The following is a 24,105-nucleotide window of genomic DNA, read 5'->3' as shown; positions in this document are numbered from 1 at the left end:
ACGACAGCGGCCCCGGACGCACCGGGAAACACCCCGTGGAGGAAGTGTGACGGCCGCCCCGGACTCCGTGATGCCGAGGCCTCCGGACGGCCGGGCGAGAATGGGGCCGTGAGCACCTCCTGGACCACCTTCGGCGGCGACCTGCACCTGGACCTCACCGAACGGCGGGCCGCCGGCACCGGACTGCGGGCCGCCCTGGAGGACGCGCTGCGCGAGGCCGTCCAGGACGGACGGCTCGCCCCCGGCACCCGGCTGCCGTCCTCCCGGGCGCTCGGCGAGGACCTCGGCATCGCCCGCAACACCGTCGTCGAGGCGTACGGACAGCTCACCGCGGAGGGCTGGCTCAGCTCCCGGCAGGGCTCAGGCACCACCGTCGCCCGGCAGGCGGTGCCCGAACCGGCCCCCGGGCGGCGGCCCGCCGCCCGGTCGGCACAGCAACGGCCCACCGCCCGCCACGACCTGATGTCCGGCCGGCCCGACCTCTCGCTCTTCCCCCGCACCGCCTGGCTCGCCGCCGCCCGCCGCGCCCTCGCCACCGCACCGCACGAGGCCCTCGACTACGGCAGCCCGCTCGGCCGGATCGAACTGCGGCAGGCACTCACCCACTACCTGGCCCGCGTGCGCGGTGTGCGCACCGACCCCGACCACCTGCTCGTCTGCACCGGCGTCACCCAGGGCCTCGCCCTGCTCTGCGCCGCCCTGCGGGAGCGCGGCGCCCGCACGCTGGCCGTCGAGGAGTACGGGCTGCCGCCGCAGCACGCGACCGTCCGGGCCGCCGGACTCACCACCGCCCCGGTGCCGTTGGACCGGGACGGCGCCCTGGTCGACCGGCTCGACGCCGGGGCCGGCGCCGTCCTGCTCACCCCCGCCCACCAGTACCCCACCGGCGCGGCGCTGTCCGCCGACCGGCGGGCGGAGGCGGTGCGGTGGGCGCGGGAGCAGGACCGGTACGTCATCGAGGACGACTACGACGGCGAGTTCCGCTACGACCGGCAGCCGCTCGGCGCGATGCAGGCGCTGGACCCGGAGCGGGTGGTGTACGCCGGGACGACCGCCAAGAGCCTCGCGCCGGGCCTGCGCATCGCCTGGCTGGCCCTGCCGGACGCGCTGGTCGAACCGGTCGCCCGGCTGAAGGCGTTGGCCGACACGATGTCCCCGGTGCTGGACCAGCTGACACTGGCGGAGCTGATCACCTCCGGCACGTACGACCGCCACGTGCGGCGCTGCCGGCTGCACTACCGGCGCCGACGCGACCACCTGGTCGCGGCGCTCGCCGAACACGCCCCGCACGTCCGGGTCACCGGCATCGCGGCCGGCCTGCACGCCGTCCTCCAGCTGCCGCCCGGCTCCACCCCCGAACCCGAGCTCCTCGCCCGCGCCCGGCAGGCCGGCCTCTCCCTCAACGGCCTCACCTGGCACCGCGCCACCCCGCCCACCACCGAGGCCCCGCCCGCCCTGGTCATCGGCTACGGCACCCCGCCGGAGCACGCCTTCCCGGCGGCGGTCCGGGCCCTCTGCGAGCTGCTGCGCGGGGCGTAGGGGGGAACGCCGCCGGGGCCTGCCGGGGGGCTGGTTCGGGAACGGCGGTCCGCCCGCCTCCCTCGGGGGTGGGGGCGGGCGGACGTCGGGGGCGAACTACTTGTTGCGGCTGCCGAGTTCGAACAGGAGGATGATGAAGCCGGCGAAGAGGTGGCCCCCGGCGGTGTAGATCAGCAGGCGGAGGTAGATCCGCTTGTTGGCCCACTTGCCGGCGTCCATGGTCTTCGGGCCGGCGGCGGTGTCGGGGGCGACGGTGGTGGTGGTGGCGGGATCGGCCATGGTGATCTCCTCCGGGGTGTTCTGACGGCGGGTCAGTGCAGGGCGGCGGGGCCGCCGCCGAGGCAGAGTTCGCCGCCGGGGCTCTGCAGCAGGGTGTGGACGAAGAGCAGTTCGACGCCGCTGTCCGACTCCGCGGCGATGCAGTGCGGGGTCAGCGAGTCGTAGTGGGCCGAGTCGCCCACCGCGAGGTGGTGGACGCGGTCCCCGAGGGTGACCCGGAGCGCGCCCCTGAGGACGTACAGCCACTCCTCGCCGGGGTGGACCCGGACCACCGCGTCCTGCACGCCCGGCGGGACGTGCACCCGCAGGGCCTGCATGGCGCGGCCGGGGGCGCCGGCCCGGCGGTAGCCCCAGCCTCCGGCCCGGCCGGGCTCGATGGCGCCGCCGCGGACGATCGGGTCGGGCTCCGCCAGCGTCTCGCCGAGCAGGCCGGAGACCGAGGTCCCGTACGCGCGGGCGAGGCCGAGGAGGACGGGCAGCGAGGGCTGCCGGCGGCCGGTCTCCAGCCGGGACAGATAGGCTGGGGAGAGTCCGACCCTCCCGGCGGCCACCTCCAGGGTGAGGCGGCTGCTGAGCCGGTGCTCACGAAGGCGGGCGGCGAGGCCGGCGACCTCCTGGTCGTCGAGCTGTTCGCCCGTGGCGGCGGCACCGGTGGAGCTGCTGGTCATGTGTCCAGTGGACACCCGCCGTGCCGTAGGGGCAAGAATTTTGCCCCGGAGGCAAACCGTAGCCCCCGGCGGCCCCGCGCTCACGGCCGCGGGATGTTCCGCAGGTTGCTCCGCGCCAGGTCGATCATGCGCCCGACGCCGCCCGAGAGCACCGTCCTGCTCGCCGCCAGCGCGAAGCCCTTCAGCTGGGCGGCGGTGATGTGCGGCGGGATGGACAGCGCGTTGGGGTCGGTGACCACGTCCACCAGGGCGGGGCCCGGCCGTTCCAGCGCCTCCGCCAGCACCTCCCGGACCCGGGCCGGCTCGGTGACCCGCTTGGCCTGGATGCCCATCGCCCTGGCGATCCCGGCGTAGTCCACGTCCCCGTTGTCGATCTCGGACTCCGGGTAGCCGGAGACCACCATCTCCAGCTTGATCATGCCGAGCGCCCCGTTGTTGAAGACCACCGTCTTCACCGGCAGCCGGTGCTTGGCCACCGTGAGCAGCTCGCCGAGCAGCATGCCGATCCCGCCGTCGCCCGCCATCGCGACCACCTGCCGCCCGGGGCAGGCGAGCTGGGCGCCGATCGCGTGCGGGAGGGCGTTGGCCATCGAGCCGTGCAGGAAGGAGCCGATCACCCGGCGGCGGCCGTTGGGCTGGAGGTACCGGGCGGCCCAGACGTTGTTCATGCCGGTGTCCACGGTGAACACGGCGTCCTCGGCGGCCACCTCGTCGAGCACCGAGGCGACGTACTCGGGGTGGATCGGCAGGTGCTTCTCGATGTCCCGGGTGTACGCCCCGATCACGCCCTCCAGCGCCCGGACGTGCTTGCGCAGCATCCCGTCCAGGAAGGCCCGGTCGGACTTGGCGTCCAGCAGCGGCAGCACCGCCCGCAGGGTGGCGGCCACGTCGCCGTGGACGGCCAGGTCGAGGGCGGTGCGGCGGCCGAGCCGGGTGGCGTCGTGGTCGACCTGGACGGTGTGCGCCTGCGGCAGGAAGGAGTCGTACGGGAAGTCGGTGCCGAGCAGCACCACCAGGTCGGCGGAGTGCAGCGCCTCGTGGCAGGCCCCGTAACCGAGCAGGCCGCTCATGCCGACGTCGTACGGGTTGTCGAACTGGATCCACTCCTTGCCGCGCAGGGAGTGGCCGATCGGCGCGTTCAGGGCCTGCGCGGCCGCCGTCACCTCGGCGTGCGCGTCGCGCACCCCGGCGCCGCAGAACAGCACCACCTTGCGGGCCGCGTTGAGCAGCCGGGCCAGTTCCTGCACCTGGGACCAGGGCGGCGCGGCGACGGCCTGCTCGGTGAGGAAGTGGCTGGTGCCGGTGGGCGCGGCGGCGGGGAGCGCGGCGACGTCCCCGGGGAAGGAGAGCACCGAGACGCCGTGCGAGCCGAGCGCGTGCTGGATGGCGACCCGCAGCAGGCGGGGCAGCTGGGCGGGGGTGGAGAGCATCTCGCACCAGGCGCTGCAGTCGGTGAACACCCGCTCGGGGTGGGTCTCCTGGAAGAAGCCGGTGCCGATCTGCCCGGACGGGATGTGCGAGGCGAGCGCCAGCACGGGCAGGCCGCTGCGCTGGGCGTCGTAGAGGCCCTGGACGAGGTGGGTGTTGCCGGGGCCGCAGGAGCCGGCGCAGACCGCGAGCCGGCCGGAGAGCTCGGCCTCGGCGGCGGCCGCGAAGGCGCCGGCCTCCTCGTTGCGCACGTGCACCCAGCCGATGCCGTCGGCCCGGCGGATCGCGTCCACCACGGGGTTGAGGCTGTCGCCGACGACCCCGTAGACCCGCTCCACCCCGGCCTGCCGGAGCACCTCCACCATCTGTTCGGCCACGCTGGGCACGGCTGCACTCCTTCGGTCGCCACGGGACACCTGCACCCTCCGCCGGGGAGGTCGGGGGCGCAGCCGGGGCGGGCCGAAGGAGTGACCGGGGTGGAAGGGACGGCCGGGGCGCGGGCTACTCGGCCGCCAGGTGGTCCTGTTGGCCGAGCTTGCCCGCCGCGAGGCCGGCCTGGGGCTGGCGGCGGGCGGGTTCCCGGCCCGGGGGCTGGGCGACCCGCTCCTGGGCGGGCGGGACGGTGGTCGGCACGGTGACCGGGGCGCCGGTCTTGACCTGCACCGCCTCGCCGTCGTGCCACAGGTGGAGGACCTCCCCGCGGCGCAGGGTGTACGTCGTCGCCTCGTGGGTGATCTCGATGCCGAGCAGGTGGCCGCGCACCAGCAGCGAGAAGCTCAGTCGCATCAGCCCGGAGGGCAGCCGGGGCCGGAACGAGAGCGTCTCGCTGTGGTCGCGCAGTCCGCCGAAGCCGGCCACCAGGGCGATGCAGGCCCCGGCGAGCGAGGCCATGTGCAGGCCGTCGCGGGTGTTGCCGCCGAGGTCGTGCAGGTCCATCAGGGCGGCTTCGGCGGTGTAGTCGTAGGCGAGGTCGAGCTGGCCGACCTCGGCGGCGATGACCGCCTGGGTGCAGGCGGAGAGCGAGGAGTCCCGGACGGTCAGCCGCTCGTAGTAGGCGAAGTTGCGGGCCTTCTGCTCGTCGGTGAAGGCGTCGCCGCGGACCTGCATGGCGAGCACCAGGTCGGCCTGCTTGACCACCTGCTTGCGGTACAGGTCGAAGTACGGGTAGTGCAGCAGCAGCGGGTAGTTCTCCGGCGGGGTGTGCTCGAAGTCCCAGACCTGGTGGTGGGTGAAGCCGTCGGCCTGCGGGTGGACGCCGAGGTCCTCGTCGTACGGGATGTACATCGCGGCGGCCGCGTCGCGCCAGGCGGCGGTCTCCTCGGTGTCCACGCCGAGCAGGGCCGCCTCGTGCGGGTGGCGGACGGCGGCCTCGGCGGCGGCGCGCAGGTTGCTCTGCGCCATCAGGTTGGTGAAGACGTTGTTGTCCGCGACGGCGCTGTACTCGTCGGGGCCGGTGACGCCCTCGATGCGGAACCTCCCGGCCACGTCGTGGTGACCGAGCGAGCGCCACATCCGGGCGGTCTCGACGAGCAGTTCGAGCCCGTACTCGCGCTCGAACTCCGCGTCCCCGGTGGCCCGGACGTAGCGGGCGACGGCGGCGGCGATGTCGGCGCCGATGTGGAAGGCCGCGGTGCCGGCCGGCCAGTACCCGGAGCACTCCTCGCCGCGGATCGTCCGCCACGGGAACACCGCGCCGGACAGACCGAGTTGGATCGCCCGCTCACGGGCCAGCGGCAGGGTGCTGTGCCGCCAGCGCAGGGCCTGGTTGACGGCGGTTGGCAGGCAGTAGGTGAGCACCGGCAGGACGAAGGTCTCGGTGTCCCAGAAGCTGTGCCCGTCGTAGCCGGGGCCGGTCAGCCCCTTGGCCGGGATGGCCCGCTCCTCGCTGCGCGCGCCGGCCTGCAGGACGTGGAAGACGGCGAACCGGACGGCCTGCTGGAGTTCGACGTCGCCCTCGATCTCGATGTCGCTGGTCTCCCAGAACTCCCTGAGGAACTCGGCCTGTTCGGCGACCAGCCCGTCCCAGCCGGTGTACCGGGCGGCGGTCAGGGCCGCCTCCACCTGGTCCCGGAGGGCGGGCAGCGAGCGGGTGCCGGACCACCCGTAGGAGACGAGCTTGGCCAGCCGCAGCCGCTGTCCGGGCTCGAGCACGGTGGTGACGCTGATCCGGCAGTGGTCGGCCTCGGCCTCGGCGACGGTGTCGGACTTCTCCGGGCCCTCGATGACGTGGTCCATCCCGGCCGCGACCCGGATGCCGCTGTAGCGGGTGCGGTGCACCAGGACGGCCTTGGTGGCGCTGGCGTGGTGCGCCTCGGGCTGCAGCGGCGCCTCCAGCACGGCGGCGGCCCGCGGGTCCCCCTCGGGGCCGCCGGGCAGCTGCTCGTTGGCGACCAGCTCGGACTGGAGCACGATCCGCACCGGGCCGTCCACCGCCTCGACGCTGTACTCGACGGCGGCGATGGCCCGCTGGGTGAGCGAGACCAGCCGGGAGGAGCGCACCCTGATCGTCCGCCCGGCCGGGGAGGTCCACTCGGCCTCGCGGTGCAGCAGGCCCTCCCGGAAGTCCAACCAGCGTTTGTGGCTGATCAGTTCGCCGTAGCGCAGGTCGAAGGGCTCGTCGTCCACCAGCAGTCGGATGATCTTGCCATTGGTCACGTTGATGACGCTCTGGCTGGACTCCGGGTAGCCGTAGCCGCCCTCGCCGTACGGCAGCGGGCGCAGTTCGAAGACGCCGTTGAGGTAGGTGCCGGGCAGGCCGTGCGGCTCGCCCTCGTCCAGGTTGGCGCGCAGGCCGATGTGCCCGTTGGAGAGCGCGAAGACGGACTCGGCGCGGGCCATCGAGGCCAGGTCCAGGCCCTGTTCGGTGATCTGCCAGGGATCGATCGTGAAGTTGGCCTCCGGGCTCACGACTCACCACCCAGGAGTTCGGAGAGGTCCCGGACGACCACGGTGGCGCCGTCCCGGCGCAGTTCGGCGGCCTGGCCGGTGCGGTCCACCCCGACCACCGCGCCGAAGCCGCCGGCCCGGCCGGAGGCGACCCCGGCGAGCGCGTCCTCGAAGACCGCGGCGTGGGCGGGTTCGACGCCGAGGGCGCGGGCGGCGTACAGGTAGGTGTCGGGGGCGGGCTTGCCGGGCAGGCCCTCGGCCTTGGCGACGTTGCCGTCGACGATCACCTCGAACAGCTCCTCGATGCCGGCCGCCCGCAGCACGTCGCGGCAGTTGGCGCTGGAGGAGACCACGGCGCTGGGCAGCCCGGCCGCGCGCAGCCGGTGCACGTAGTCGACCGAGCCCTGGTACGGCCGGACGCCCCGCTCCCTGATCAGCCGCAGCACGGTGTCGTTCTTGGCCCGGCTGATCCCTTGCACGGTACGGGAGTTGGGCGGGTCCTCCGGGGTGCCCTCGGGCAGTTCGATCCCCCGGCTGAGCAGGAACGCGCGGGTGCCGTCCAGGCGTGGGCGGCCGTCCACGTAGGTGTCGTAGTCGGTGACGGCGTCGAAGGGGACGAACTGCCCGCCGCCGCGGGCGGCTTCGGCGCGCAGGAAGGCGTCGAAGGTGTCCTTCCAGGCCGCGGCGTGCACCTTCGCGGTCTGGGTGAGCACCCCGTCGAGGTCGAAGAGGAAAGCGCGGATGTCGTCCGGTAGCCCCAGCATGGGTGCAGTCTTACCCGGGAAAGCGGGGGAAGCCGCCCATTTCCCGGCGGCGCGTCGCGGGAAGGGCGGCTTCCGGCCGCGGGCCCGTCGGTCGGCGGGCCCGGGTCGATCGACCGGCCGGGGCGGGGCGGGCCACGGCGGCCGTTACGGGGAGTCGGGCATCTGGGCCTCGGGCGCCTCGATGACCGCGAAGGCCGCGCCCTGCGGGTCCTGGACCACCGCCATCCGCCCGGACTGCATGTCGAAGGCCGGCTGGATCACCGAGCCGCCGGCCTTGACCAGGGCGTCCACCGTGGAGTCGGTGCTGTCCACCGAGAAGTAGGTCATCCAGTGCGAGGGCGTGCCGGGCGCCAGGTAGTCGGGGATCCCCTGCATGCCGCCCACCGTGCGGTCGCCGACGTTGAGCGAGAAGCAGCCCTCCATGCCCTGGATGGTGGCCGGGCGCAGCCCGAGGGCCGGCTGGTAGAAGCGGCCGGCCGCGCCGGTGTCGGAGGTGTTGAGCTCGTTCCAGACCAGCGCGCCGGGCTCGTTGACCACGCCCGCGCCGATGAAGTCCATCGCCTGCCAGACGCCGAACACCGCGCCGGTCGGGTCGGCGGCGACCAGCATCCGGCCGATCGTGCCGACGTCCATCGGGTCGTAGAGGATCGTGCCGCCTGCCTCGGCGATGGACGTCCTGGCCGCGTCGGCGTCGTCCGAGGCGAGGTAGGTGGTCCAGGCGACGGGCGGCACCGGCTGCCCCTCGGGCGCCATCTGCGCCATGATCCCGGCGACCGGCCGGCCGTTGAGCGTGCACACGGCGTAGCCGCCGAACTCGGCCGGGCCGACCTCGCCCTGCCAGCCGAACAGGTCGCGGTAGAAGTCGAGCGCGGCCTGCTGGTCGCTCGCCATCAGGTCGACCCAGCACGGGGTGCCGGGCGTGTACGGATCGGTGACTACGGGCATTGCTGGGCCTCCCGGAGGCGGTGGTGGCCGGCTGTGGTGGTCGGGGCGGTCGGGGTGGCCTGAGCCGTCCGGCCGTCTGGGCTGTCGGGGTGGTCGGGCCGTCCGTCCCGACCGGGCCGGGTGGGGGTGCGGCCCGGCCGGGAGGACGGCGGTACACCGCCACCTTCGGCCCGCCGCCGCGATCCCGCCACCGGACGGCGCCCTGGCGGGCGACCGGCGGCCGGTCCGTCACGGGGCGTCCGCGGTGTGTTCACGGGGCGTCGTGGCGGTGCGCGGTGACGAAGTAGGGCTGCACCTTGCCGCTCTGCGCGTAGTCCTTGAGCCGGACCAGCAGTTCGGCCCAGGTGCCGGCCACCGCCGGGACGCCGCCCTCGCTGCCCGGCTGCCAGCCGCCGTGCCGGAACAGCAGCCGGGTGCGCTCGGGGCCGGCGGGCTGCCCCTCGGGCGCGGCGGGCTGCCCCTCGGGCGCGGCGGGCTGGTCGGGCGCCGCGGGCTGGTCGGCCAGCTCCCAGCTGATCCAGGTGCCGGCCCAGTGCGGCGGGAAGGAGCCTGCGTTGGTCCACACCACCCGGTCCCGGTCGGCGCGCTCCACCCGCAGCCGGAACGGCTCGGGGACGTCGGGGAAGTCGAACAGCAGGACGTCGCCGTCCCGGTCCGCCCCGGTGGTCCACCAGGCGGTCAGCCCGTCGTGCGTGGTGAGCGCGGCGAGCACCACGTCCCGGGGCGCGGCGATGTCGAGCTGGAGGGCGATCTCGGGCATGGGGTCCGCCTTTCGCGGTGGCCGCTGGGTCCCCGCCCTGGGCCCACCATGGCACGACCCCCGGGCCCGCGCGCCCCGGAGGGCGCCGGCCCGGGGGTCGTCCCCGTGGTCGCATGTTCCGGCCGGGCCGGTCAGCCGCCGCTGCCGTACGACGTGTTCGCGCAGATGTCGTCGTCCGCCGAGCGGGCTTCGTTGGTGATGGTGGTCGGGAGCGGCGGCGGGGGCGTCGGGACGCCCGGGGCGGCCGACGGCGCGCCGCCCGCGGGGGCACCCGAGGCCATCCCCATCGCGGCCGCGAAGTCCTGGCCGACGATCACCGAGATGCCCCGGGCACTGCTGGGCTCCAGGCCGGCCCCCGGGAACAGCTCGGCGACCTTCTCGGCGTTCGCCTTCTGCCCGGAGCCGTACTCGATCGTGGTGGCCTTGTACTTGGTGCTCGCCGCCTGGCCCGCCGTGCTGGCGGCGAACTTGGCGCCCTTCAGCTGCTCGGTCGCCTTGCCGGCCAGGCCGTTGAAGGTCGTTCCGTTGTAGACGGCCACCCTGATCGCCGAGTTGGCGGTGTCCCCGGCCGGGGCGGCCGTGGTGGTGGGCGCGGCGGGCGGCTGCGGGGCCGGGCTGGTGCCCTCGGCCGGGGCGTCCGGCTGCTGGCCGGTGGCGTTCTGGCCGTCGATGGTCTGGTCGGCCTTGAGGGTCGCCCAGAGCTTGCTGGCGTCCGCCTGGACGATGTCGAGGTCCTGGTCCTGGGTGCGGTAACGCCAGGGCACCGTCACGAACTTCAGGTCGTGCATGTCGATGTTCTTCAGCGACAGGCCGAAGGAGAGCAGCTTGTCGGCGGAGTCCAGGCCCGGATCGACGACCAGGGACTTGGTGGCGGCGTCAGCCAGCGGAAGGAGGGTGGTGGGATTCATCCCCTCCTTCTTGATCTTGGTGGCGAGCGAGCCGAGGAACGCCTGCTGGCGCTTCATCCGGCCGATGTCCGAGCCGTCGCCGATGCCGTGGCGCAGCCGGACGTAGTCGAGCGCCTTCTGGCCCTCCACGGTCTGCTTGCCCTGCGGCAGGACGACCGAGCCCTTCTTGGGCAGCTTGGGGTTGATGTCGCCCTCGTAGATCGGCTTCGGCAGGCAGATGTCCACGCCGTTGACGGCCGAGGTCATCGAGGCGAAACCGTTGAAGTCGACCACGAGGGTGTGGTCGACGCGGATGCCGGTGAGCTTCTCCACCGTGTTCTGGGTGCAGGCCGGGTTGCCGTCGTCGCTGCCGCCCATCGAGAACGCGGCGTTGAACAGGTCGGTGTTGCCGCCCTTGGTCCACTTGCCGTTGGGCAGCTTGCAGGAGGGCAGCTCGACCTTGGCGTTGCGGGGTATCGAGATCCCCACGGCGTGCTTGTGGTCGGCGTAGACGTGCAGCAGGATCGTGGTGTCGGAGCGGGCGCCGCCGTCCTCGCCGCCGCCGAGGTCGGAGTTGTTCTTGCCGCGGCTGTCGGAGCCGATCAGCAGCACGTTGACCGGCTTGTTGCCGTCCGCGTCGGCCTGCGCCTCCGGCGGGCGGTTGCGGGCTATCGCGTCGGCGTCGAAGGACTTGATGTTGGCGTTCAGCTTGAAGTAGATCGCGCCGCCGACACCGGCGATGACCACCAGCACGCCCGCCGTCGACCAGGCGACGATCTTCTTCACGTTCTTCTTGGGCTTGGCGCTCTTGCGCGCCGCGGCCCGGCCCCCGCCCGCGGCCGCCGGAGCACCACCCTTGCCCTGGGCGGCACGGCGGGCTTCCGCCCGGCCGCCGCCGCGCGGTCCGGGTACGGAGCCCGTGGCGTCTTCCGTCTTGGGCACGTCACCACCCCGAGCCGGGCTCTCGCCCCTCCGACCTGACATGCGCGTACCTTTCACCGACGGAAGCGACGCCCCTGACGATCCGGCGCACCGCACACAGAGAGACGGCCCGAACCGTTCCCAGGTTGCACATACGACCGTCACCACTAACCGACGATCGTGGCTTCCGATCATATTTAGGCCCGACGCGATCACCGACGCTCGCCCCTCGAACAACCCCACCAATCGGTAGGCAACATCCATACAGAACGGCTGAAACCGCCCCATTTCGACGTGACCCATGCCACTCCACCGGACTCCACCGGCGCCGGGCCGACGCCGAAATCCGGCCACGGGCACGCCCCGTGGGCGTCGTGGCGGCGGCACCCCCGCGGCCCCCGTCCTTTCCGCGGCGGCACCGGAGCGGCCCGCGGCGCACCGGGATCCGCAAGGCCGCGGCGGGGAAAGGGAGTTGGGCACGGTCCGCAGGCGGAGCGAACCGCGCCGGAGAACGGAGGAGGCCGGATCGGAGATCGCCCGATCCGGCCTCGCGCGTGGTGGGCCACCAGGGGCTCGAACCCTGAACCTACGGATTAAAAGTCCGCAGCTCTGCCAATTGAGCTAGTGGCCCGCGGCCCTTGCGCGCCCGGAGTTCCGGGCGGGAGGACCACGGCGATCCTACCCGGTGGGGCCCAGGGCTCCGCCAGTGGATTGCCCGGGCGTGCCGGGGTTGTGGAGCGGTTCCCGGGGCGGGGTGTAGTGGGCGGCGCGGACCCGGCGGAGCCAGGACTCGGCGGGACGCGGGTCGGGCGCGGCGGGCAGCACGCCGGGGCGGGCGAGGCGATCGGCGGCCCCGGCGAGCAGACCCTCGGCGAGGGCGGGGCGGTCGGCGATGCGTTCGCCGAGCTCGCGGACGCGTTCGGGGTCGGGCAGCCGGATCAGGTTGCGGCCGGTCTCGTGCAGGCGGACGGCCTGCTCGACCAGCCGGACCAGGTGCCGGGCGTGCTTGGCGGCCCGGTGGCGGGTGGCCGGGTCGGTGGTGTCGCGGCTCAGCAGTTTGCGGAACTGCTGGTCGGCGTAGCCGAGGTAGGCCTTCCGTACGGCGGGCGCGCTGAGGAACGACGCACGCAGGCCGACCAGTTCGTCGCCGAGCGGGGTGCGGACCTCGTACAGCTCCTGCGGCAGCCAGACCAGTTCGGAGGCGGTCGGGTTGCAGCTCAGCGCCAGCCGGCACCACTTGGCGGCCTCGTGCAGGGTGAGGTCGGGCGCGGTGCCGACATGGGACTCGGCGGGGCGCGCCAGGCCGTGCAACTCCTCGGTGGGGGTGGCGAACAGGCCCAGCCGGTCGATGTCGGAGCCGGCGTGGGCGAAGCCGTACGCGGTGGAACCGACGATGCCGGAGAGCAGCACCGTGCCGGGGACATCGGGGGCGGCGGGGGCAGGGGGCATCGGCGGGCTCCTCTCGGACGGACGGGCGGGCAGCGCATCCTCGTTCCGGCATCCTCGTCGCAGCGGGCCGCGCCCGGGAAACGAATTCCCGTCCGGGGCCGGTCCGGCCGCCGATACTGGGCCCATGAAGCACGACCCGCTCACCGAAGGACCCCCGGAAGCCGCCGAAACCGCCAAGCTGCGCGCCTGGTGGTCGCACCGGCAGTGGCTGGACCGCCCGCACCCCGGCGCCGGTGTCGCCGAGGTGCTGGCTGCCACCGGGTGGGCCCGCTCGGTGGGCGGCGCGGCGCCGTACCTGGGCCTGTTCGCCCGGGCCGGGCTCGGGCGAGCGGCGGTGGACGCGGCGGTGGCCCGGCTGGAGGTGCACGAGCTGCCGTCCGCGCGCGGCTGCACCTACGTGCTGCCGGCCGCCGACTTCGCGCTCGGACTGGCCGCCGGGGCGGCCGCGCCGGCGGGCGAACTGGCGGCAGCGGAGAAGCACCTGGGGATCGGCCGGGACGAGGTGGAGAAGCTCTGCCTGGCCGTCGAGCGGGTGCTGTCCGAGCACCGGCCGCTGGCCCCCGCGGCGATCCGGGAGGCGGTCGGCGACGCCGTCCGACCGCTCGGCGAGGCGGGGCGCAGGCGCGGCCTCACCAGCACCCTGCCGCTCGCCCTCGGGCTGATGCAGTCCCGCGGGCGGATCCGCCGGGTGCCCGTCAACGGCCGTCTGGACCAGCAGCGTTACGGCTACGTCGGCTGGGACCAGCCGGTCGCCGGGGACGCCGTCGACCTCGCCCACCGCTACTTCTCCTGGGCCGGCCCGGCCACCCTGCGGCACTTCCGCTGGTTCTCCGGCTTCACCGCCGCCACCGCCCGCCGGGCCGTCGCCGAGGCCGGCCTGGTACCGCTCGGGCCCGGCTCGGAACTCCTGCTGCCGCCCGGACTCGCCGAGGAGTTCGCCAGGTTCGAGGTGCCGGACGAGCCGCACTACACCCTGCTCTCCGGCATCGACGGCATCCACCTGCTGCACCGCGACCTGCCCCGGCTGCTCGACCCCGCCGACGCCGCCCGCCCGCTGCCCACCGGCCGGGCCGGGCGGGTCTTCGGCACCGAGGCGGACCCGCAGACCCACGTGGTGCTCGACCGCGGCCGGATCGTCGGCCTCTGGGAGTACGACACCGAGCGCTCCGAGCTGGTCCTGCTGCCCTTCGTCCCGCTCGACGACGCCCTGCGGGAGGCGGTCGCCCGCACCGAGGCCTTCGTCCGGGACGACCTGGGCGACGCCCGCGGCTTCAGCCTCGACTCGCCGAAGAGCCGGGCCCCGAAGATCGCGGCCCTGCGGGAGGCGGCCGCGCGGGCCCCCGGTGCCCGGGGCCCGGCCGCGGGTGTCCGGGGTCCGACCGCGGGCGTCCAGCGTCCGGCCGCGGGTGTCCGGGGCCCGGCCGCCGGGTAGCGTACGGGCCATGCCGACCACCCCGACCGACGAGGTCCTGATCATCACCGGCGCGAGCCGCGGCATCGGTGCCGCCACCGCCCTGCTGGCCGCCCGCCGCGGCTACCGGGTCTGCGTCAACTACCGTACGGACGAGGCCTCGGCGGCCGCCGTCGTGGACGCGATCCGGGCCGAGGGCGGCACCGCCCTCGCGGTCCGCGCCGACGTCTCCCGCACCGCCGGGGTGGAGCGGCTGTTCACCACCGTCGACGACGAACTCGGCCCGCTCACCGGGCTGGTGAACAACGCCGGCACGCTGGAGAAGCAGTGCCGGCTGGAGGAGATCGACGAGGACCGGCTGAACCGGATCTGGGCCGCCGACATCACCGGCCCGTTCCTGTGCGCGGCGCAGGCCGTCCGCCGGATGTCCACCCGGTACGGCGGGCGCGGCGGCGCCATCGTCAACGTCGGCTCGGCCGCCTCCCGGATCGGCTCGCCGAACGAGTACGTCGACTACGCGGCCGCCAAGGGCGCGGTGGACTCGATGACCCGCGGCCTGGCCCTGGAAGTCGCCGCCGAGGGCATCCGGGTCAACGCGGTACGGCCGGGGCTGATCCACACCGGCATCCACGCGCTCGGCGGCGAGCCCGGCCGGGTCGACCGGGTCGCGCCGAACCTGCCGATGCGCCGCGGCGGGCAGCCGGAGGAGGTCGCCGAGGCGATCCTCTTCCTGCTCTCCCCGGCGGCCTCGTACACCACGGGGGCGTTCCTGGAGGTATCGGGCGGGCGCTGAGCAGCCCGCTCCGCCCCGGCCGGGAGCGGTTTCGGCCGACGTCGTCCCGCCACCGGACGACCCGCTCCGGTTTCCTTCCGCCGGTACGCCCCCGCCCGTACGGTGGTGGCCATGACCGACGCCTTCATCGACATCCCCGGGGTGCGCAACTTCCGTGACGCGGGCGGGATCGGCGCTCTCCGCCGGGGCGTGCTGTACCGCTCCGGGTCCTTCCACACCCTCACCGAGGAGGGCGCCCGGCGGCTCGAAGCCCTCGGCCTGCGGACGGTGTTCGACCTGCGCAGCGCGTACGAGCTGGAGTCCTGGCCGGACCAGCGGCACGGCCTCGACCACGGCGCCGTCAACCTGCCGACCCTGCCCCCGCACCCCAGGAACGGCGACCGGCCCTGGCCCGAGGACCAGGCCGCCCTCTACCCCTTCATGGCCGAGACGGCCGGCCCCTCGATCGCCGCCGTCGTGCGCCGCCTGGCCACGCCGGACACGCTGGCCGCCGTCGTCCACTGCGCCGTCGGCAAGGACCGCACCGGGCTCACCATCGCCGTCCTCCAGTCCCTGCTGGGAGCCTCCGAGGCCGAGATCACCGCCGACTTCCTGCTCTCCAACATCGGCCTCGGCCTCGACAAGGGCCCCATCCCGTACTTCGACGAGACCGGCACCGAGCGCCTCTCCCGCCCGGTCGACGCCGAGCTCCTGGCCTCCTCCCTGGCCTGGATCCACGACCACCACGGCACCGTCCCCGACTACCTCCGCCACCACGGCACGACGGACGCCGAACTCGACGCCGTCCGCGCCCACCTGTCGGACTGAGCGGAACTCAGCCCGCCCGGCGCTCGAAGCACCACCACTGGGTCGGGGCGTCGACGTCCTCGTGCTGGTGGACGTCGGCGTCCGGGGCGTCGCCCGCCGTCAGGGGCTTGCCACTGATGAAGCTGCTGACCGTGTAGGTGCCGGGGGCGTCGACGTGGGCCTCCAGCAGCCACTCCTGGGCGCCGAAGGCGTTCGCCCACCACTGCTGGATCCGGACGCCGTCCTGCGTCGAGGCTCCGGTGACGTCCAGGCGCTTGCCGCTGTGGACGTTCTCGATGTGGAACAGCGCGCCGCCCGGGTGGACGGCGGTGAGGCGCCAGAGCTGGGCGTCGCCGCCGTCGTCCGCGCCGAGGACGATCCGGGCACCGCCGCGCCGGGAGGCGCCCGCGACCTGCAGCAGCAGGCCGCTGCCGACGTTGCGGACGAGGTAGTTGCCGTCGGTGATCTCGGAATCCGTCACGCTCGCAGTCTGCCACCGGGCACCGACAGGCCCCGTACGGCCGGGGAAGCGGAGGAGTTTCCACCGGACCGGCTGCGCCCCCTATGCTGCGGCGAATGTCCACCGAGCAGATACCGTCGCACCGTCAACAGCCCACCTTCGCCGAAGCCGTGGCCGCCCTGGAGGCCGTGGTCGCGGCCGGGGACGACGAGCAGTTCGGGCCCGCCCTCGGGCTGGTCGGCGGGCTGTTCGGCGCGGCCGACCCGGCGGAGCGGGTGGCGGCCGGCCCCCGGCTGGCCGCGCTGCTGCCGGACGCCCCGCCGTTCCCCCGCGCGCACCTGGCGATGGTGGTGGGCGCCTGCGTCGAGCACGGCGCCGACCCGGTCGCCTGCTCCGGCCCGGTGCTGGCCGGCCTGCGCGGGGCGCTGACCGGCGCCCAGCTGCTGGTGCGGCGGTGGGTCTCCACCGGCGGCGGCCCGCTGCCCGACGCGGAGCAGGACGATCCCGCCGAGGCGCACGAGCGGATCGCCGACCCGGCGCACCTGGACGAGTGGCACGCGCACCTGGCCGTGGTCGCCTGGTGGACGCTGCACCTGTGGCAGCAGGCGGCCTGGGCGGTGTACGCGCACGCCGAGGTCCGGGCCGAGGCCCGCGCCTCGGGCGTGACCGAGGTGCTCCTGGAGCTGTTCGACCGCTACCGGGGCGAGCAGCACGACTTCAAGGGCCTGGTCCACCTGGCGCTGATGCTGGACGACGAGCCGCTGCTGGTCCTCGACCGCCCCACCGGCACCGGCTACCTGCTGCGGATGAGCGGCCTGAGCGACACCTTCCAGCTGCACACCCTGCTCGCCGACGTGCTGATCGGCGGCGGCCACCTGCCCGGCGCCCCGCAGGACCGGGAGGTGGTGGCGCTGGCCCGGACGGCGTTCCTGGACGGCCGCCGGGTGATCGCCACCGGCGCCTTCAACCTGGTCGCGCCGGACGGCTCCTGGATCTGGAACGAGGGGACGCCGAGCGACGTCCCGGTGGTGGACGGGGTGCGCACCCTGGTGCTGGAGCCGCTGCCGTACGAGCGGAGCTGGTCGGCCGGGCGGTTCATCCAGGAGGTCCCGGGCGACCTGCGGCTGGAGCGGGTGCTCGACCCGGCGGAGGCCGCCCGCCGGCTGGCCGCCACGGTGCCGGGGCAGACGCCCGCCGAGGCGTTCCGGTAGGAGGCCCCGACGGCCCCGCAGGTCCACCGGGTTATGGTCGGAAACCGACACAGCCCCTACGAGTGGAGTCGACGATGGCGAAGGTCCCGAACGTTCTCGCGGCGGCCGCGCCCGCCGCGCTGACCGCGGCGAGCGGTCTGGTCGGCGGTTACGGCGTCGCCCGCTGGAGCGGCCGGCGCGAACTGGGCGGCGCGGTGCTGGCGGTGGCCGGTGCCGGGGCGGCCGCGCAGTGGCGCCGCAGCTCGGGCACGGGCACCGCGGCGGCGCTGACCGGCCTGTACGTGGCCGCCTTCGGCGGCTCGCACCCGCTGGCCAAGCGGATCGGCGCCTGGCCGTCCGTCTTCGCCGTGACCGGCGTGGTCGCGGCGGCCTCCACGGCCGCGACGGCGCTCTCGGCCCGCCGGAAGTAGCCCGCCGGAGGCGGCCTTCCGGAAGCAGCCGGCCGGACGCAACCTTCCGGAAGCAGCCGGCCGCCGCCGGGGGCGGCCGGCCCGGCCCGCGGGCGCGGCCGGCTACCGGACCGCCGCGCCGAACCGGGCCTCGAAGGCGGACCGGTTCGCGGAGACCGGCGAGCGGTCCCAGACCGCGAACACCACCCGCTCGAAGGCCGCCCCGTACCGGGCCAGCGCCCCCTCGAAGGCCTCGGCGACCTGCGCCGGGTCGTTGCGGAACACCCCGCAGCCCCAGGCGCCGAGCACCAGCGTGCGCACCTCGTGCCGGGCGGCCGCCGCGAGCACCCGCACGGCCCGCTCGGCGAGCACGTCCCGGACGTCCGCACCCGGCGAACGTCGTTCCAGCTGACCGGCGTTGGGCGCGGGCGAGGTCAGGAAGGTGACCGGGTACAGCTGTGCCAGCAGCTCGCCGCGCCCGTCCCGGATCACCGGCACCGCCGGCGAGACGATCACCCGGTGGCTGTACCGGAGGTCGGTCGAGGCCCGGTGCGCCTCGTAGTAGTCCGGCGCCTCCAGCAGGCAGCTGTACAGCAGCGCGCTGCGGCACAGGTCCTCCTCCTGGGCGCGGGCGCCGCGCAGGTAGCCGCCGCCGGGGTTGCGCGCGGAGGCGAAGTTCAGCACCCCGACCGGCCCCGCCCCGGCCGCGACCAGCCGGCGGGCGGCCTGGATGCTCCCCTCGGCCGTCACCTCGATCCGCCCGGCCGCCGGCCCGGGACCGGCCTCCCCCGCGGCCAGCAGCGCCGCCAGGCCCTCCGGCGCGTACGACACCGTACCGGCCTTCGCCGCCGCCAACTCCTCCCCCACCTGCACGAGTTCGCCCCCGGTCGTCCGGTAGCTCCCCCGCTCGGCGATCCCCTCGTTCACCCGTGCCACTTCGTGCAGTCTGCTGCTCATGGCCGCGACGCTACGGGACCGCCGCGCCCGCGCGCCACAGGTTATTCTCACCCCCAGAACAACACCTCGGGGCGCCCCGGGGAAGCGCGAAGGGCCCGCTCCGGGGGACGGAGCGGGCCCTTCGTGCGTTTCAGCCGGGTCGGCGGTCGACTACCGCCGGTGCGGCGTCAGTTCTTCCAGCGCGGCTTGCGGTCGTCGCGGTCGAAGCCGCCCGAACGGCGGTCGTCGCGGTCACGGCCGCCACCGAAGCCGCCACGGTCACGGTTGAAGCCACCGCGGTCGGACTGCGGACGGCCGCCGGAGCGGTGGTCGTCGCGGCGCGAGAACGGACGGCTGCTGCCGCCGCGCTCGTCGCGGTCCCGGCCGAAGGACGGGCGGTCGCCGAAGGAGCGGGCCGGACGGTCGCCGAAGGAGCGGCCGCCGCGGTCGTCGCGGTCACGGCCGCCACCGAAGCCGCCGCGGTCGCGGTCGAAGCCGCCCGAGCGACGGTCGTCGCGGTCACGGCCGGCGCCGAAGCCGCCACGGTCACGGTTGAAGCCACCGCGGTCGCGGTCGAAACCGCCCGAACGGCGGTCGTCGCGGTCACGGCCGGCGCCGAAGCCGCCACGGTCACGGTTGAAGCCACCGCGGTCGCGGTCGAAACCACCGGAGCGACGGTCGTCACGGTCGCGGTCGCGGCCGCCACCGAAGCCACCGGAACGGCGGTCGTCGCGGTCACGGTCGCGGTCACGGCCGAAGCCGCCCGAACGGCGGTCGTCACGGTCACGGTCACGGTCCCGGTCGCGGTCGCGGTCACGACCGAAGGCCGGGCGCTCGCTGCGCGCCTCGCGGTACGACGGGGCGCGGTCCTCGGCCTGCGGCGCGGCGGCCTCGGCGGCGGCCGGAGCGGCCTCGGTCCGCTCACCGGACTCGGTCTCGGCCTCGGCGGCCGGCTCCTCGTCCTCGATGCCCAGCTCGGCCCGCTCGCGCGCCGCACGGGCGGCCAGACGGTCGGCCTCCTCGCGCAGCTCGGTGGCGCGGCGCTGCGCGCGCTCCAGCTGGCGGGTCATGTCGGCGAGCTCGCGCTCGGCGGCACCGGCGATGTTGGCGGCGCTCTCGGCCTGGACCTCGGTCAGCGAGCGGGCGCCGGTGATCTTGGCGACCTCCGCGTCGAAGGCGTGGTCCAGGATGTGGCGCGAGGCGTCGACGCCCGCGTCCTCCATCAGACGGAAGACGCCGCGGCGCTGGTGCGGCAGCACCAGGGTGACGACGGCGCCGGAGCGGCCGGCCCGGGCGGTGCGGCCGGAGCGGTGCAGGTAGTCCTTGTGGTCGCCGGCCGGGTCCACGTTCAGGACCAGGTCGATGCCGTCGACGTGGATGCCGCGGGCGGCGACGTCGGTGGCGACGACGACGTTGGTGTAGCCGTCCTTGAAGTCGCCGAGGACGCGGGTGCGGGCGCCCTGGGTCATGCCGCCGTGCAGCGCGTCGGCCTTCACGCCGGCCTCGATCAGCTGCTCGGCGACGCGGTCGGCGCCCATCTGGGTGCGGACGAAGATGATCGTGCGGCCCTTGCGGGCGGCGATCGCGTTGGTGATCGGCGCCTTGTCCTTGGGCTTCACCACGAGGATGTGGTGGGTCATCGTGGTGACGGCGCCGGCCGACGGGTCGACCTCGTGGGTGACCGGGTTCTTCAGGTAGCGCTTGACCAGGGTGTCGATCTCGTTCTCCAGGGTGGCGGAGAACAGCAGGCGCTGGCCGCCGGCCGGCACCTGGTCGAGGATCTCGGTGACCTCGGGCAGGAAGCCCATGTCGGCCATCTGGTCGGCCTCGTCGAGCACGACGGTCTTGACGTCGTCCAGCTTGGCGGAGCCGCGGTTCAGCAGGTCGCGCAGACGGCCGGGGGTGGCGACGAGGATGTCGACGCCGCGCTCCAGCGCGTAGATCTGGTTCGACATCGAGGTGCCGCCGCAGACGACCTTGAGGCGCAGGCCGAGCACCGAGCCGAACGGCTCCAGGGCGTCGGCGACCTGCATGGCCAGCTCACGGGTCGGGACCAGGATCAGGCCGCGCGGGTGCTTCGGCTTGGTGCGCTCGCCGTCGGCGAGGCGGGTCAGCAGCGGCAGACCGAAGCTGAGGGTCTTGCCGGAGCCGGTGCGGCCGCGGCCCAGCACGTCCTTGCCGGCCAGGGCGTCCGGGATGGTCGCGGCCTGGATCGGGAACGGGGTGGTGACGCCGCGCTTGGCGAGGGCGCGCACGACGTCGTCGTGCAGGCCCAGGTCGCCGAAGGTGACGGTCGGCTCGGCGGCCGCCTCCTCGGTGGCCTCCACGGCCTCGGCGATCACCTCGTCCGCGGCGGTGTCGAGGGTGTCGGTGGCGTCGGTGACATCGGCGGCGGCCTCGTTCGCGGGCATGGCGAAGCGGGCGTCGTCAACGAGAGACATGCAAAACCTTCCGGAAGTGGCACGCGCCAAAGTCCGGGGTTCTGTTTCACAACCGCCTCTATGCGGTCAGCCACGGATCGCCGGAACGCGCCAAGGGCGCCAGATGGGAGTAGGGCGCCAGTCAAATGGATCAAACGAACGATCTACCACCATAGACGAGCCTGGGGATCGGAGGCAAACTCCCTGCTCAATCCGCTAATGCCCGAGCACGCGAGGGCTCGGGGCCGAGGAACCGGAGCTGCCGGAGGACGGGTCCGGAGCCGGCGGGACGGTCGCGGCGGGCGAGCTGTGCTCGGGCGCGGGAGTGCCGGACGGGCGGCTGCTGGGGGTGGCCGAGGGCGACCCGGCCGAACCGCCGCCGGAACGGCCCTCGCCGGTGCCGCCCGCCCCGCCGGTACCGCCGGAGCCCGCCGCACCGCCGGACCCGCCGACGCCACCGCCCGGGTGCGGCGCGGGACTTGTGTTCGCACCGCCCGCCGCACCGCCGCCCGCACCGCCGTCGGGAGCGCCCGGCCCCGGCACCGGGACCACCCCGGCCCCCGCGCCGCTCGACCCCGGCGCCGAGTCGCCGGGCGCCGGGACGGTGGCCCCGTTCGACCCGGCGTCGCCCTGGAGGCCCCCCGGCCGCTCGGGGTGGCCCGAGGCCCCGCCCGCACGCCCCGTCCCCGGGGAGGCCGAGGACCCGCCCGTCGCCCCCGGCCGGACCGCCGGACCGGCCTGCCCGACCGGCGCCACGCCGTGCTTCTCCTCCGCGGCCGGGCCGACCGACATGCACCCCGTCAGCCCCAGCCCGGCCATCGTCAGCAGCGCCGCCGCCCGTACCGCACGCGAGCGCGGGACCGTCGCCGCCCGCCCCTGAGCCGTACGGGCGGCGGCCAGCCGCACCCGCACCGCCCGTACCGCCCGCACCGTCCGCGCCGCCCGCACCGAAGCCACTGAGGTCCCTCTCTACCGCCCCACCCGGGCCGCCCACTCGCGCGCGGCCGCTTTCGGTGCCCAACGCGCGCCCGGCCCGGCGGGACACGGGCAGCGGGCAAGCTCGCCCGGCGGAGGCGGTGCGGTGCCCGCTCCGCCGCCCGCTTCGGCCCCGCTCCGGCGCCCGCGCCGCCGGCCGCCTCGGCGCACGCTCCGGCGCCCGGTCAGCCCCAGAGCGCCGAGGCCAGCTCCGCGCCCGCGAACACCGCGGCCAGCCCCGCCGCCACGCTGCCGGCCACATTGGCCAGCGCGTACCGCCCGGCGCCGGTCTCGGCCAGCCGCAGGGTCTCGTACGAGAAGGTCGAGTAGGTGGTCAGTGCCCCGCAGAGCCCCGTCCCCAGCAGCAGCTGGACCTGCGAGGAGGCCGCGCCCGCCGCCACCGCGCCGGTCACCAGCCCGAGGATCAGGCAGCCGACCACGTTCACCGTGAACGTGCCCCACGGGAACACCGAGTCGTGCCGGGACTGCACCGCCCGGTCGGTCAGGTACCGCAGCGGCGCGCCGACCACCGCGCCCGCCACCACCAGCAACCAGTTCACTCCGCCGTCTCCCCCGGGCCCGCCGTCCCCCCGCGGCCCGGTCCCCTGCCCGGGCCCCGGCCCGCGTAGGTGACCACCTCGCAGCGGTCCAGCAGCACCAGGCCCTCCGCCACCATCCCGTCCAGCTGCGGCAGGAACGCCCGCACCCGCTCCTCCTCGTCCACGATCACCACCGCCACCGGCAGGTCCTCGCTCAGCGACAGCAGCCGCGTGGTGTGCACCAGCGACGACGCCCCGAACCCCTCGATCCCCCGGAACACGCTCGCCCCGGCCAGCCCGGCCGCCCTGGCCCGGTGCACGATCTCGCTGTACAGCGGGCGGTGGTGCCACCGGTCGCTCTCCCCGACCAGCACCGTCAGCCGCAGCGCGGGCCCGCCCAGCCGGCTCACCGCGCACCCCGTCCGGCGCCGCGGCGGACCGCCCGGTGGATCAGACGCCGGGTCAGCCCGGCCGCCGCCCACACCGCCACCAGCGCGCCCACCAGCGTCAGCCCGAGGTAGGCCAGGGCCGGCCCGGGCCGGCCGCCCTCCAGCAACCGGCGGATGTCCACGGCGTACGTCGAGAAGGTGGTGAACCCGCCCAGCACGCCGGTGCCGAAGAACGGCCGCACCAGCGGATGCGGCTGGCGCCCCTCGGTGATCACCACCAGGAACACCCCGATCACCGCGCAGCCCACCACGTTGACCAGCAGCGTCGTCCACGGGAAGGCCGACGGCCCGGTCTGCCAGACGAGCCCGGCCGCGTACCGCGCGGTCGCCCCGATCGCCCCGCCCGCGGCGACCACCGCCACCGCCCGCCCCTGCCCGCGCAGCACCGGCGGCCGGCCGGGACCGCGGCCGGCGCGGGCCCGCACCACGGCGTCGTTCACGGCGCCCTCCGAGGTCGTCACAGCCCCATCAAACACCGGGCTCCGCCACCTGGCACACCGTCATCCGACACCGGACAATGATCCGGTGGAGATGACCCGGGAAGAGTTCGAAACGCTGGTCAGCGATGCCCTCGACCAGATCCCCCCGCAGCTCGCGGCCATGATGGACAACGTCGCGGTCTTCGTCGAGGACGAACCCGACCCGAGCGACCCGGAACTCCTCGGCCTCTACGAGGGCACCCCGCTCACCGAGCGCGGCGAGTGGTACGCGGGCGTGCTGCCCGACCGCATCCTGATCTACCGCGGCCCCACCCTGCGCCACTGCGGGACCCGCGAGCAGGTGGTCGAGGAGGTCCGCACCACGGTCATCCACGAGGTCGCCCACCACTTCGGTTTCGACGACCACGAGCTCGACGAACTCGGCTGGTCCTGACCCCGCCCCGGCCCGCACCCTCACCCGGGCGAAACCCGTTTTGTCGATCCGCCCCGAATCCCATATGCTTCTCGACGTCCCCGAACGCTGGGAGACAGCGGGACAGGCCACAAGCCCTCATCGTCTAGTGGCCCAGGACGCCGCCCTTTCAAGGCGGTAGCACGGGTTCGAATCCCGTTGGGGGCACGCAGTACCGTAGTAAAGTGCAGTGCGCAAGACCGCAAGACCCTGAGTGGTTCGCCACTTCTAGGTCCCGTGGAGCAGTTGGTTAGCTCGCCACCCTGTCAAGGTGGAGGTCGCGGGTTCAAGTCCCGTCGGGATCGCTCGTCTCGCAAGA

Annotated in this window: 22 protein-coding genes, 3 tRNA genes and 1 pseudogene; 10 read left to right on the top strand and 16 right to left on the bottom strand. The window is 74.7% G+C overall.

Annotated features, from left to right (window positions below; genetic code table 11):
• Positions 1 to 108 precede the first annotated feature (108 nt).
• Complete coding sequence (pdxR, locus tag ACWDBB_RS03780) at positions 109 to 1,539, top strand: MocR-like pyridoxine biosynthesis transcription factor PdxR (protein WP_449788066.1); 1,431 nt, start codon at positions 109 to 111, stop codon at positions 1,537 to 1,539.
• Positions 1,540 to 1,635: 96 nt separating this feature from the next.
• Here the strand turns inward: pdxR and ACWDBB_RS03775 are convergent, their stop codons facing one another.
• From ACWDBB_RS03775 to ACWDBB_RS03730, 10 genes are all read right to left on the bottom strand, one after another.
• Entirely contained in the window at positions 1,636 to 1,818 is a 183-nt protein-coding gene (locus tag ACWDBB_RS03775) for a DUF6126 family protein (RefSeq protein WP_449788065.1), read from the bottom strand.
• Positions 1,819 to 1,850: 32 nt separating this feature from the next.
• Positions 1,851 to 2,486: a helix-turn-helix domain-containing protein gene (locus ACWDBB_RS03770; RefSeq protein WP_449788064.1), complete on the bottom strand. Its 636-nt coding sequence runs from the start codon at positions 2,484 to 2,486 to the stop codon at positions 1,851 to 1,853.
• Positions 2,487 to 2,566: 80 nt separating this feature from the next.
• Entirely contained in the window at positions 2,567 to 4,279 is a 1,713-nt protein-coding gene (locus ACWDBB_RS03765; protein WP_449788106.1) for a pyruvate dehydrogenase, read from the bottom strand.
• Between the two features lie 136 nt (positions 4,280 to 4,415).
• Positions 4,416 to 6,821, bottom strand: a complete 2,406-nt coding sequence (locus ACWDBB_RS03760) for a glycoside hydrolase family 65 protein (protein WP_449788063.1) — start codon at positions 6,819 to 6,821, stop codon at positions 4,416 to 4,418.
• Positions 6,818 to 7,564, bottom strand: coding sequence for an HAD family hydrolase (locus ACWDBB_RS03755; RefSeq protein ID WP_449788062.1), 747 nt, complete (start codon positions 7,562 to 7,564; stop codon positions 6,818 to 6,820). The genes ACWDBB_RS03760 and ACWDBB_RS03755 overlap by 4 nt, the downstream gene beginning before the upstream one ends.
• 144 nt (positions 7,565 to 7,708) lie before the next feature.
• The gene (locus ACWDBB_RS03750) at positions 7,709 to 8,509 is read right to left on the bottom strand and encodes a VOC family protein (protein WP_449788061.1); all 801 of its coding nucleotides are present in this window, start codon (positions 8,507 to 8,509) and stop codon (positions 7,709 to 7,711) included.
• A 250-nt stretch (positions 8,510 to 8,759) separates the two neighbouring features.
• Complete coding sequence (locus ACWDBB_RS03745; RefSeq protein ID WP_449788060.1) at positions 8,760 to 9,269, bottom strand: SRPBCC family protein; 510 nt, start codon at positions 9,267 to 9,269, stop codon at positions 8,760 to 8,762.
• Positions 9,270 to 9,400: 131 nt separating this feature from the next.
• Positions 9,401 to 11,098: an LCP family protein gene (locus ACWDBB_RS03740; protein WP_449788059.1), complete on the bottom strand. Its 1,698-nt coding sequence runs from the start codon at positions 11,096 to 11,098 to the stop codon at positions 9,401 to 9,403.
• Positions 11,099 to 11,632: 534 nt separating this feature from the next.
• A tRNA-Lys gene (locus ACWDBB_RS03735) sits at positions 11,633 to 11,708 on the bottom strand.
• A gap of 47 nt (positions 11,709 to 11,755) precedes the next feature.
• Positions 11,756 to 12,526, bottom strand: coding sequence for a nucleotidyltransferase domain-containing protein (locus tag ACWDBB_RS03730; protein WP_449788058.1), 771 nt, complete (start codon positions 12,524 to 12,526; stop codon positions 11,756 to 11,758).
• Positions 12,527 to 12,650: 124 nt separating this feature from the next.
• On the opposite strand from ACWDBB_RS03730, the gene ACWDBB_RS03725 reads away from it, so the two are divergent.
• The 3 genes from ACWDBB_RS03725 (at position 12,651) to ACWDBB_RS03715 (ending at position 15,537) form a co-directional block, all read left to right on the top strand.
• Positions 12,651 to 13,958, top strand: coding sequence for a DNA glycosylase AlkZ-like family protein (locus ACWDBB_RS03725; protein WP_449788057.1), 1,308 nt, complete (start codon positions 12,651 to 12,653; stop codon positions 13,956 to 13,958).
• Positions 13,959 to 13,968: 10 nt separating this feature from the next.
• The gene (locus tag ACWDBB_RS03720) at positions 13,969 to 14,730 is read left to right on the top strand and encodes an SDR family oxidoreductase (RefSeq protein ID WP_449788056.1); all 762 of its coding nucleotides are present in this window, start codon (positions 13,969 to 13,971) and stop codon (positions 14,728 to 14,730) included.
• A gap of 111 nt (positions 14,731 to 14,841) precedes the next feature.
• Positions 14,842 to 15,537, top strand: coding sequence for a tyrosine-protein phosphatase (locus tag ACWDBB_RS03715; RefSeq protein ID WP_449788055.1), 696 nt, complete (start codon positions 14,842 to 14,844; stop codon positions 15,535 to 15,537).
• 7 nt (positions 15,538 to 15,544) lie between these two features.
• On the opposite strand, the pseudogene ACWDBB_RS03710 reads toward ACWDBB_RS03715, so the two are convergent.
• A pseudogene (locus tag ACWDBB_RS03710) lies at positions 15,545 to 16,003 on the bottom strand (RICIN domain-containing protein); the annotation flags it as partial.
• An 89-nt stretch (positions 16,004 to 16,092) separates the two neighbouring features.
• Here ACWDBB_RS03710 and ACWDBB_RS03705 point away from each other — a divergent pair.
• A complete protein-coding gene (locus ACWDBB_RS03705) occupies positions 16,093 to 17,187 on the top strand; it encodes a hypothetical protein (protein WP_449788054.1) in 1,095 nt (364 codons plus the stop codon).
• A gap of 74 nt (positions 17,188 to 17,261) precedes the next feature.
• A complete protein-coding gene (locus ACWDBB_RS03700) occupies positions 17,262 to 17,597 on the top strand; it encodes a hypothetical protein (protein WP_392881812.1) in 336 nt (111 codons plus the stop codon).
• Positions 17,598 to 17,699: 102 nt separating this feature from the next.
• Here ACWDBB_RS03700 and ACWDBB_RS03695 read toward each other — a convergent pair whose 3' ends face one another.
• The gene (locus ACWDBB_RS03695; RefSeq protein WP_449788053.1) at positions 17,700 to 18,533 is read right to left on the bottom strand and encodes a TIGR02452 family protein; all 834 of its coding nucleotides are present in this window, start codon (positions 18,531 to 18,533) and stop codon (positions 17,700 to 17,702) included.
• A 167-nt stretch (positions 18,534 to 18,700) separates the two neighbouring features.
• Complete coding sequence (locus ACWDBB_RS03690; RefSeq protein ID WP_449788052.1) at positions 18,701 to 20,953, bottom strand: DEAD/DEAH box helicase; 2,253 nt, start codon at positions 20,951 to 20,953, stop codon at positions 18,701 to 18,703.
• Positions 20,954 to 21,413: 460 nt separating this feature from the next.
• Between ACWDBB_RS03690 and ACWDBB_RS03685 the strand changes: the two genes are divergently transcribed.
• Complete coding sequence (locus tag ACWDBB_RS03685; RefSeq protein ID WP_449788051.1) at positions 21,414 to 21,812, top strand: hypothetical protein; 399 nt, start codon at positions 21,414 to 21,416, stop codon at positions 21,810 to 21,812.
• A 280-nt stretch (positions 21,813 to 22,092) separates the two neighbouring features.
• Here the strand turns inward: ACWDBB_RS03685 and crcB (ACWDBB_RS03680) are convergent, their stop codons facing one another.
• Genes crcB (ACWDBB_RS03680) through crcB (ACWDBB_RS03670) form a run of 3 tightly spaced genes read right to left on the bottom strand, consistent with a single transcriptional unit; the run spans position 22,093 to position 23,356 of the window.
• Complete coding sequence (crcB, locus tag ACWDBB_RS03680) at positions 22,093 to 22,467, bottom strand: fluoride efflux transporter CrcB (protein WP_392919057.1); 375 nt, start codon at positions 22,465 to 22,467, stop codon at positions 22,093 to 22,095.
• Positions 22,464 to 22,856 carry a DUF190 domain-containing protein gene (locus ACWDBB_RS03675; protein ID WP_449788050.1) on the bottom strand — a complete coding sequence of 131 codons (393 nt, stop codon included), beginning with the start codon at positions 22,854 to 22,856 and terminating at the stop codon, positions 22,464 to 22,466. Before ACWDBB_RS03675 ends, crcB (ACWDBB_RS03680) begins: the two co-directional genes overlap by 4 nt.
• A complete protein-coding gene (crcB, locus tag ACWDBB_RS03670) occupies positions 22,853 to 23,356 on the bottom strand; it encodes a fluoride efflux transporter CrcB (protein WP_449788049.1) in 504 nt (167 codons plus the stop codon). Before crcB (ACWDBB_RS03670) ends, ACWDBB_RS03675 begins: the two co-directional genes overlap by 4 nt.
• A gap of 70 nt (positions 23,357 to 23,426) precedes the next feature.
• Here crcB (ACWDBB_RS03670) and ACWDBB_RS03665 point away from each other — a divergent pair, with 70 nt between their 5' ends.
• From ACWDBB_RS03665 to ACWDBB_RS03655, 3 genes are all read left to right on the top strand, one after another.
• On the top strand, positions 23,427 to 23,768 hold the full coding sequence (locus tag ACWDBB_RS03665) for a metallopeptidase family protein (RefSeq protein WP_449788048.1): 342 nt from the start codon (positions 23,427 to 23,429) through the stop codon (positions 23,766 to 23,768).
• Between the two features lie 113 nt (positions 23,769 to 23,881).
• Positions 23,882 to 23,954: transfer RNA gene (locus ACWDBB_RS03660), tRNA-Glu, on the top strand.
• A gap of 63 nt (positions 23,955 to 24,017) precedes the next feature.
• Positions 24,018 to 24,091, top strand: a tRNA-Asp gene (locus ACWDBB_RS03655).
• The last annotated feature ends 14 nt before the right edge of the window (positions 24,092 to 24,105 follow it).

Source organism: Kitasatospora sp. NPDC001095 (assembly GCF_053598615.1).
Note: the sequence above shows the minus strand (reverse complement) of the source record. Positions and strands in the feature narration are given on the sequence as shown.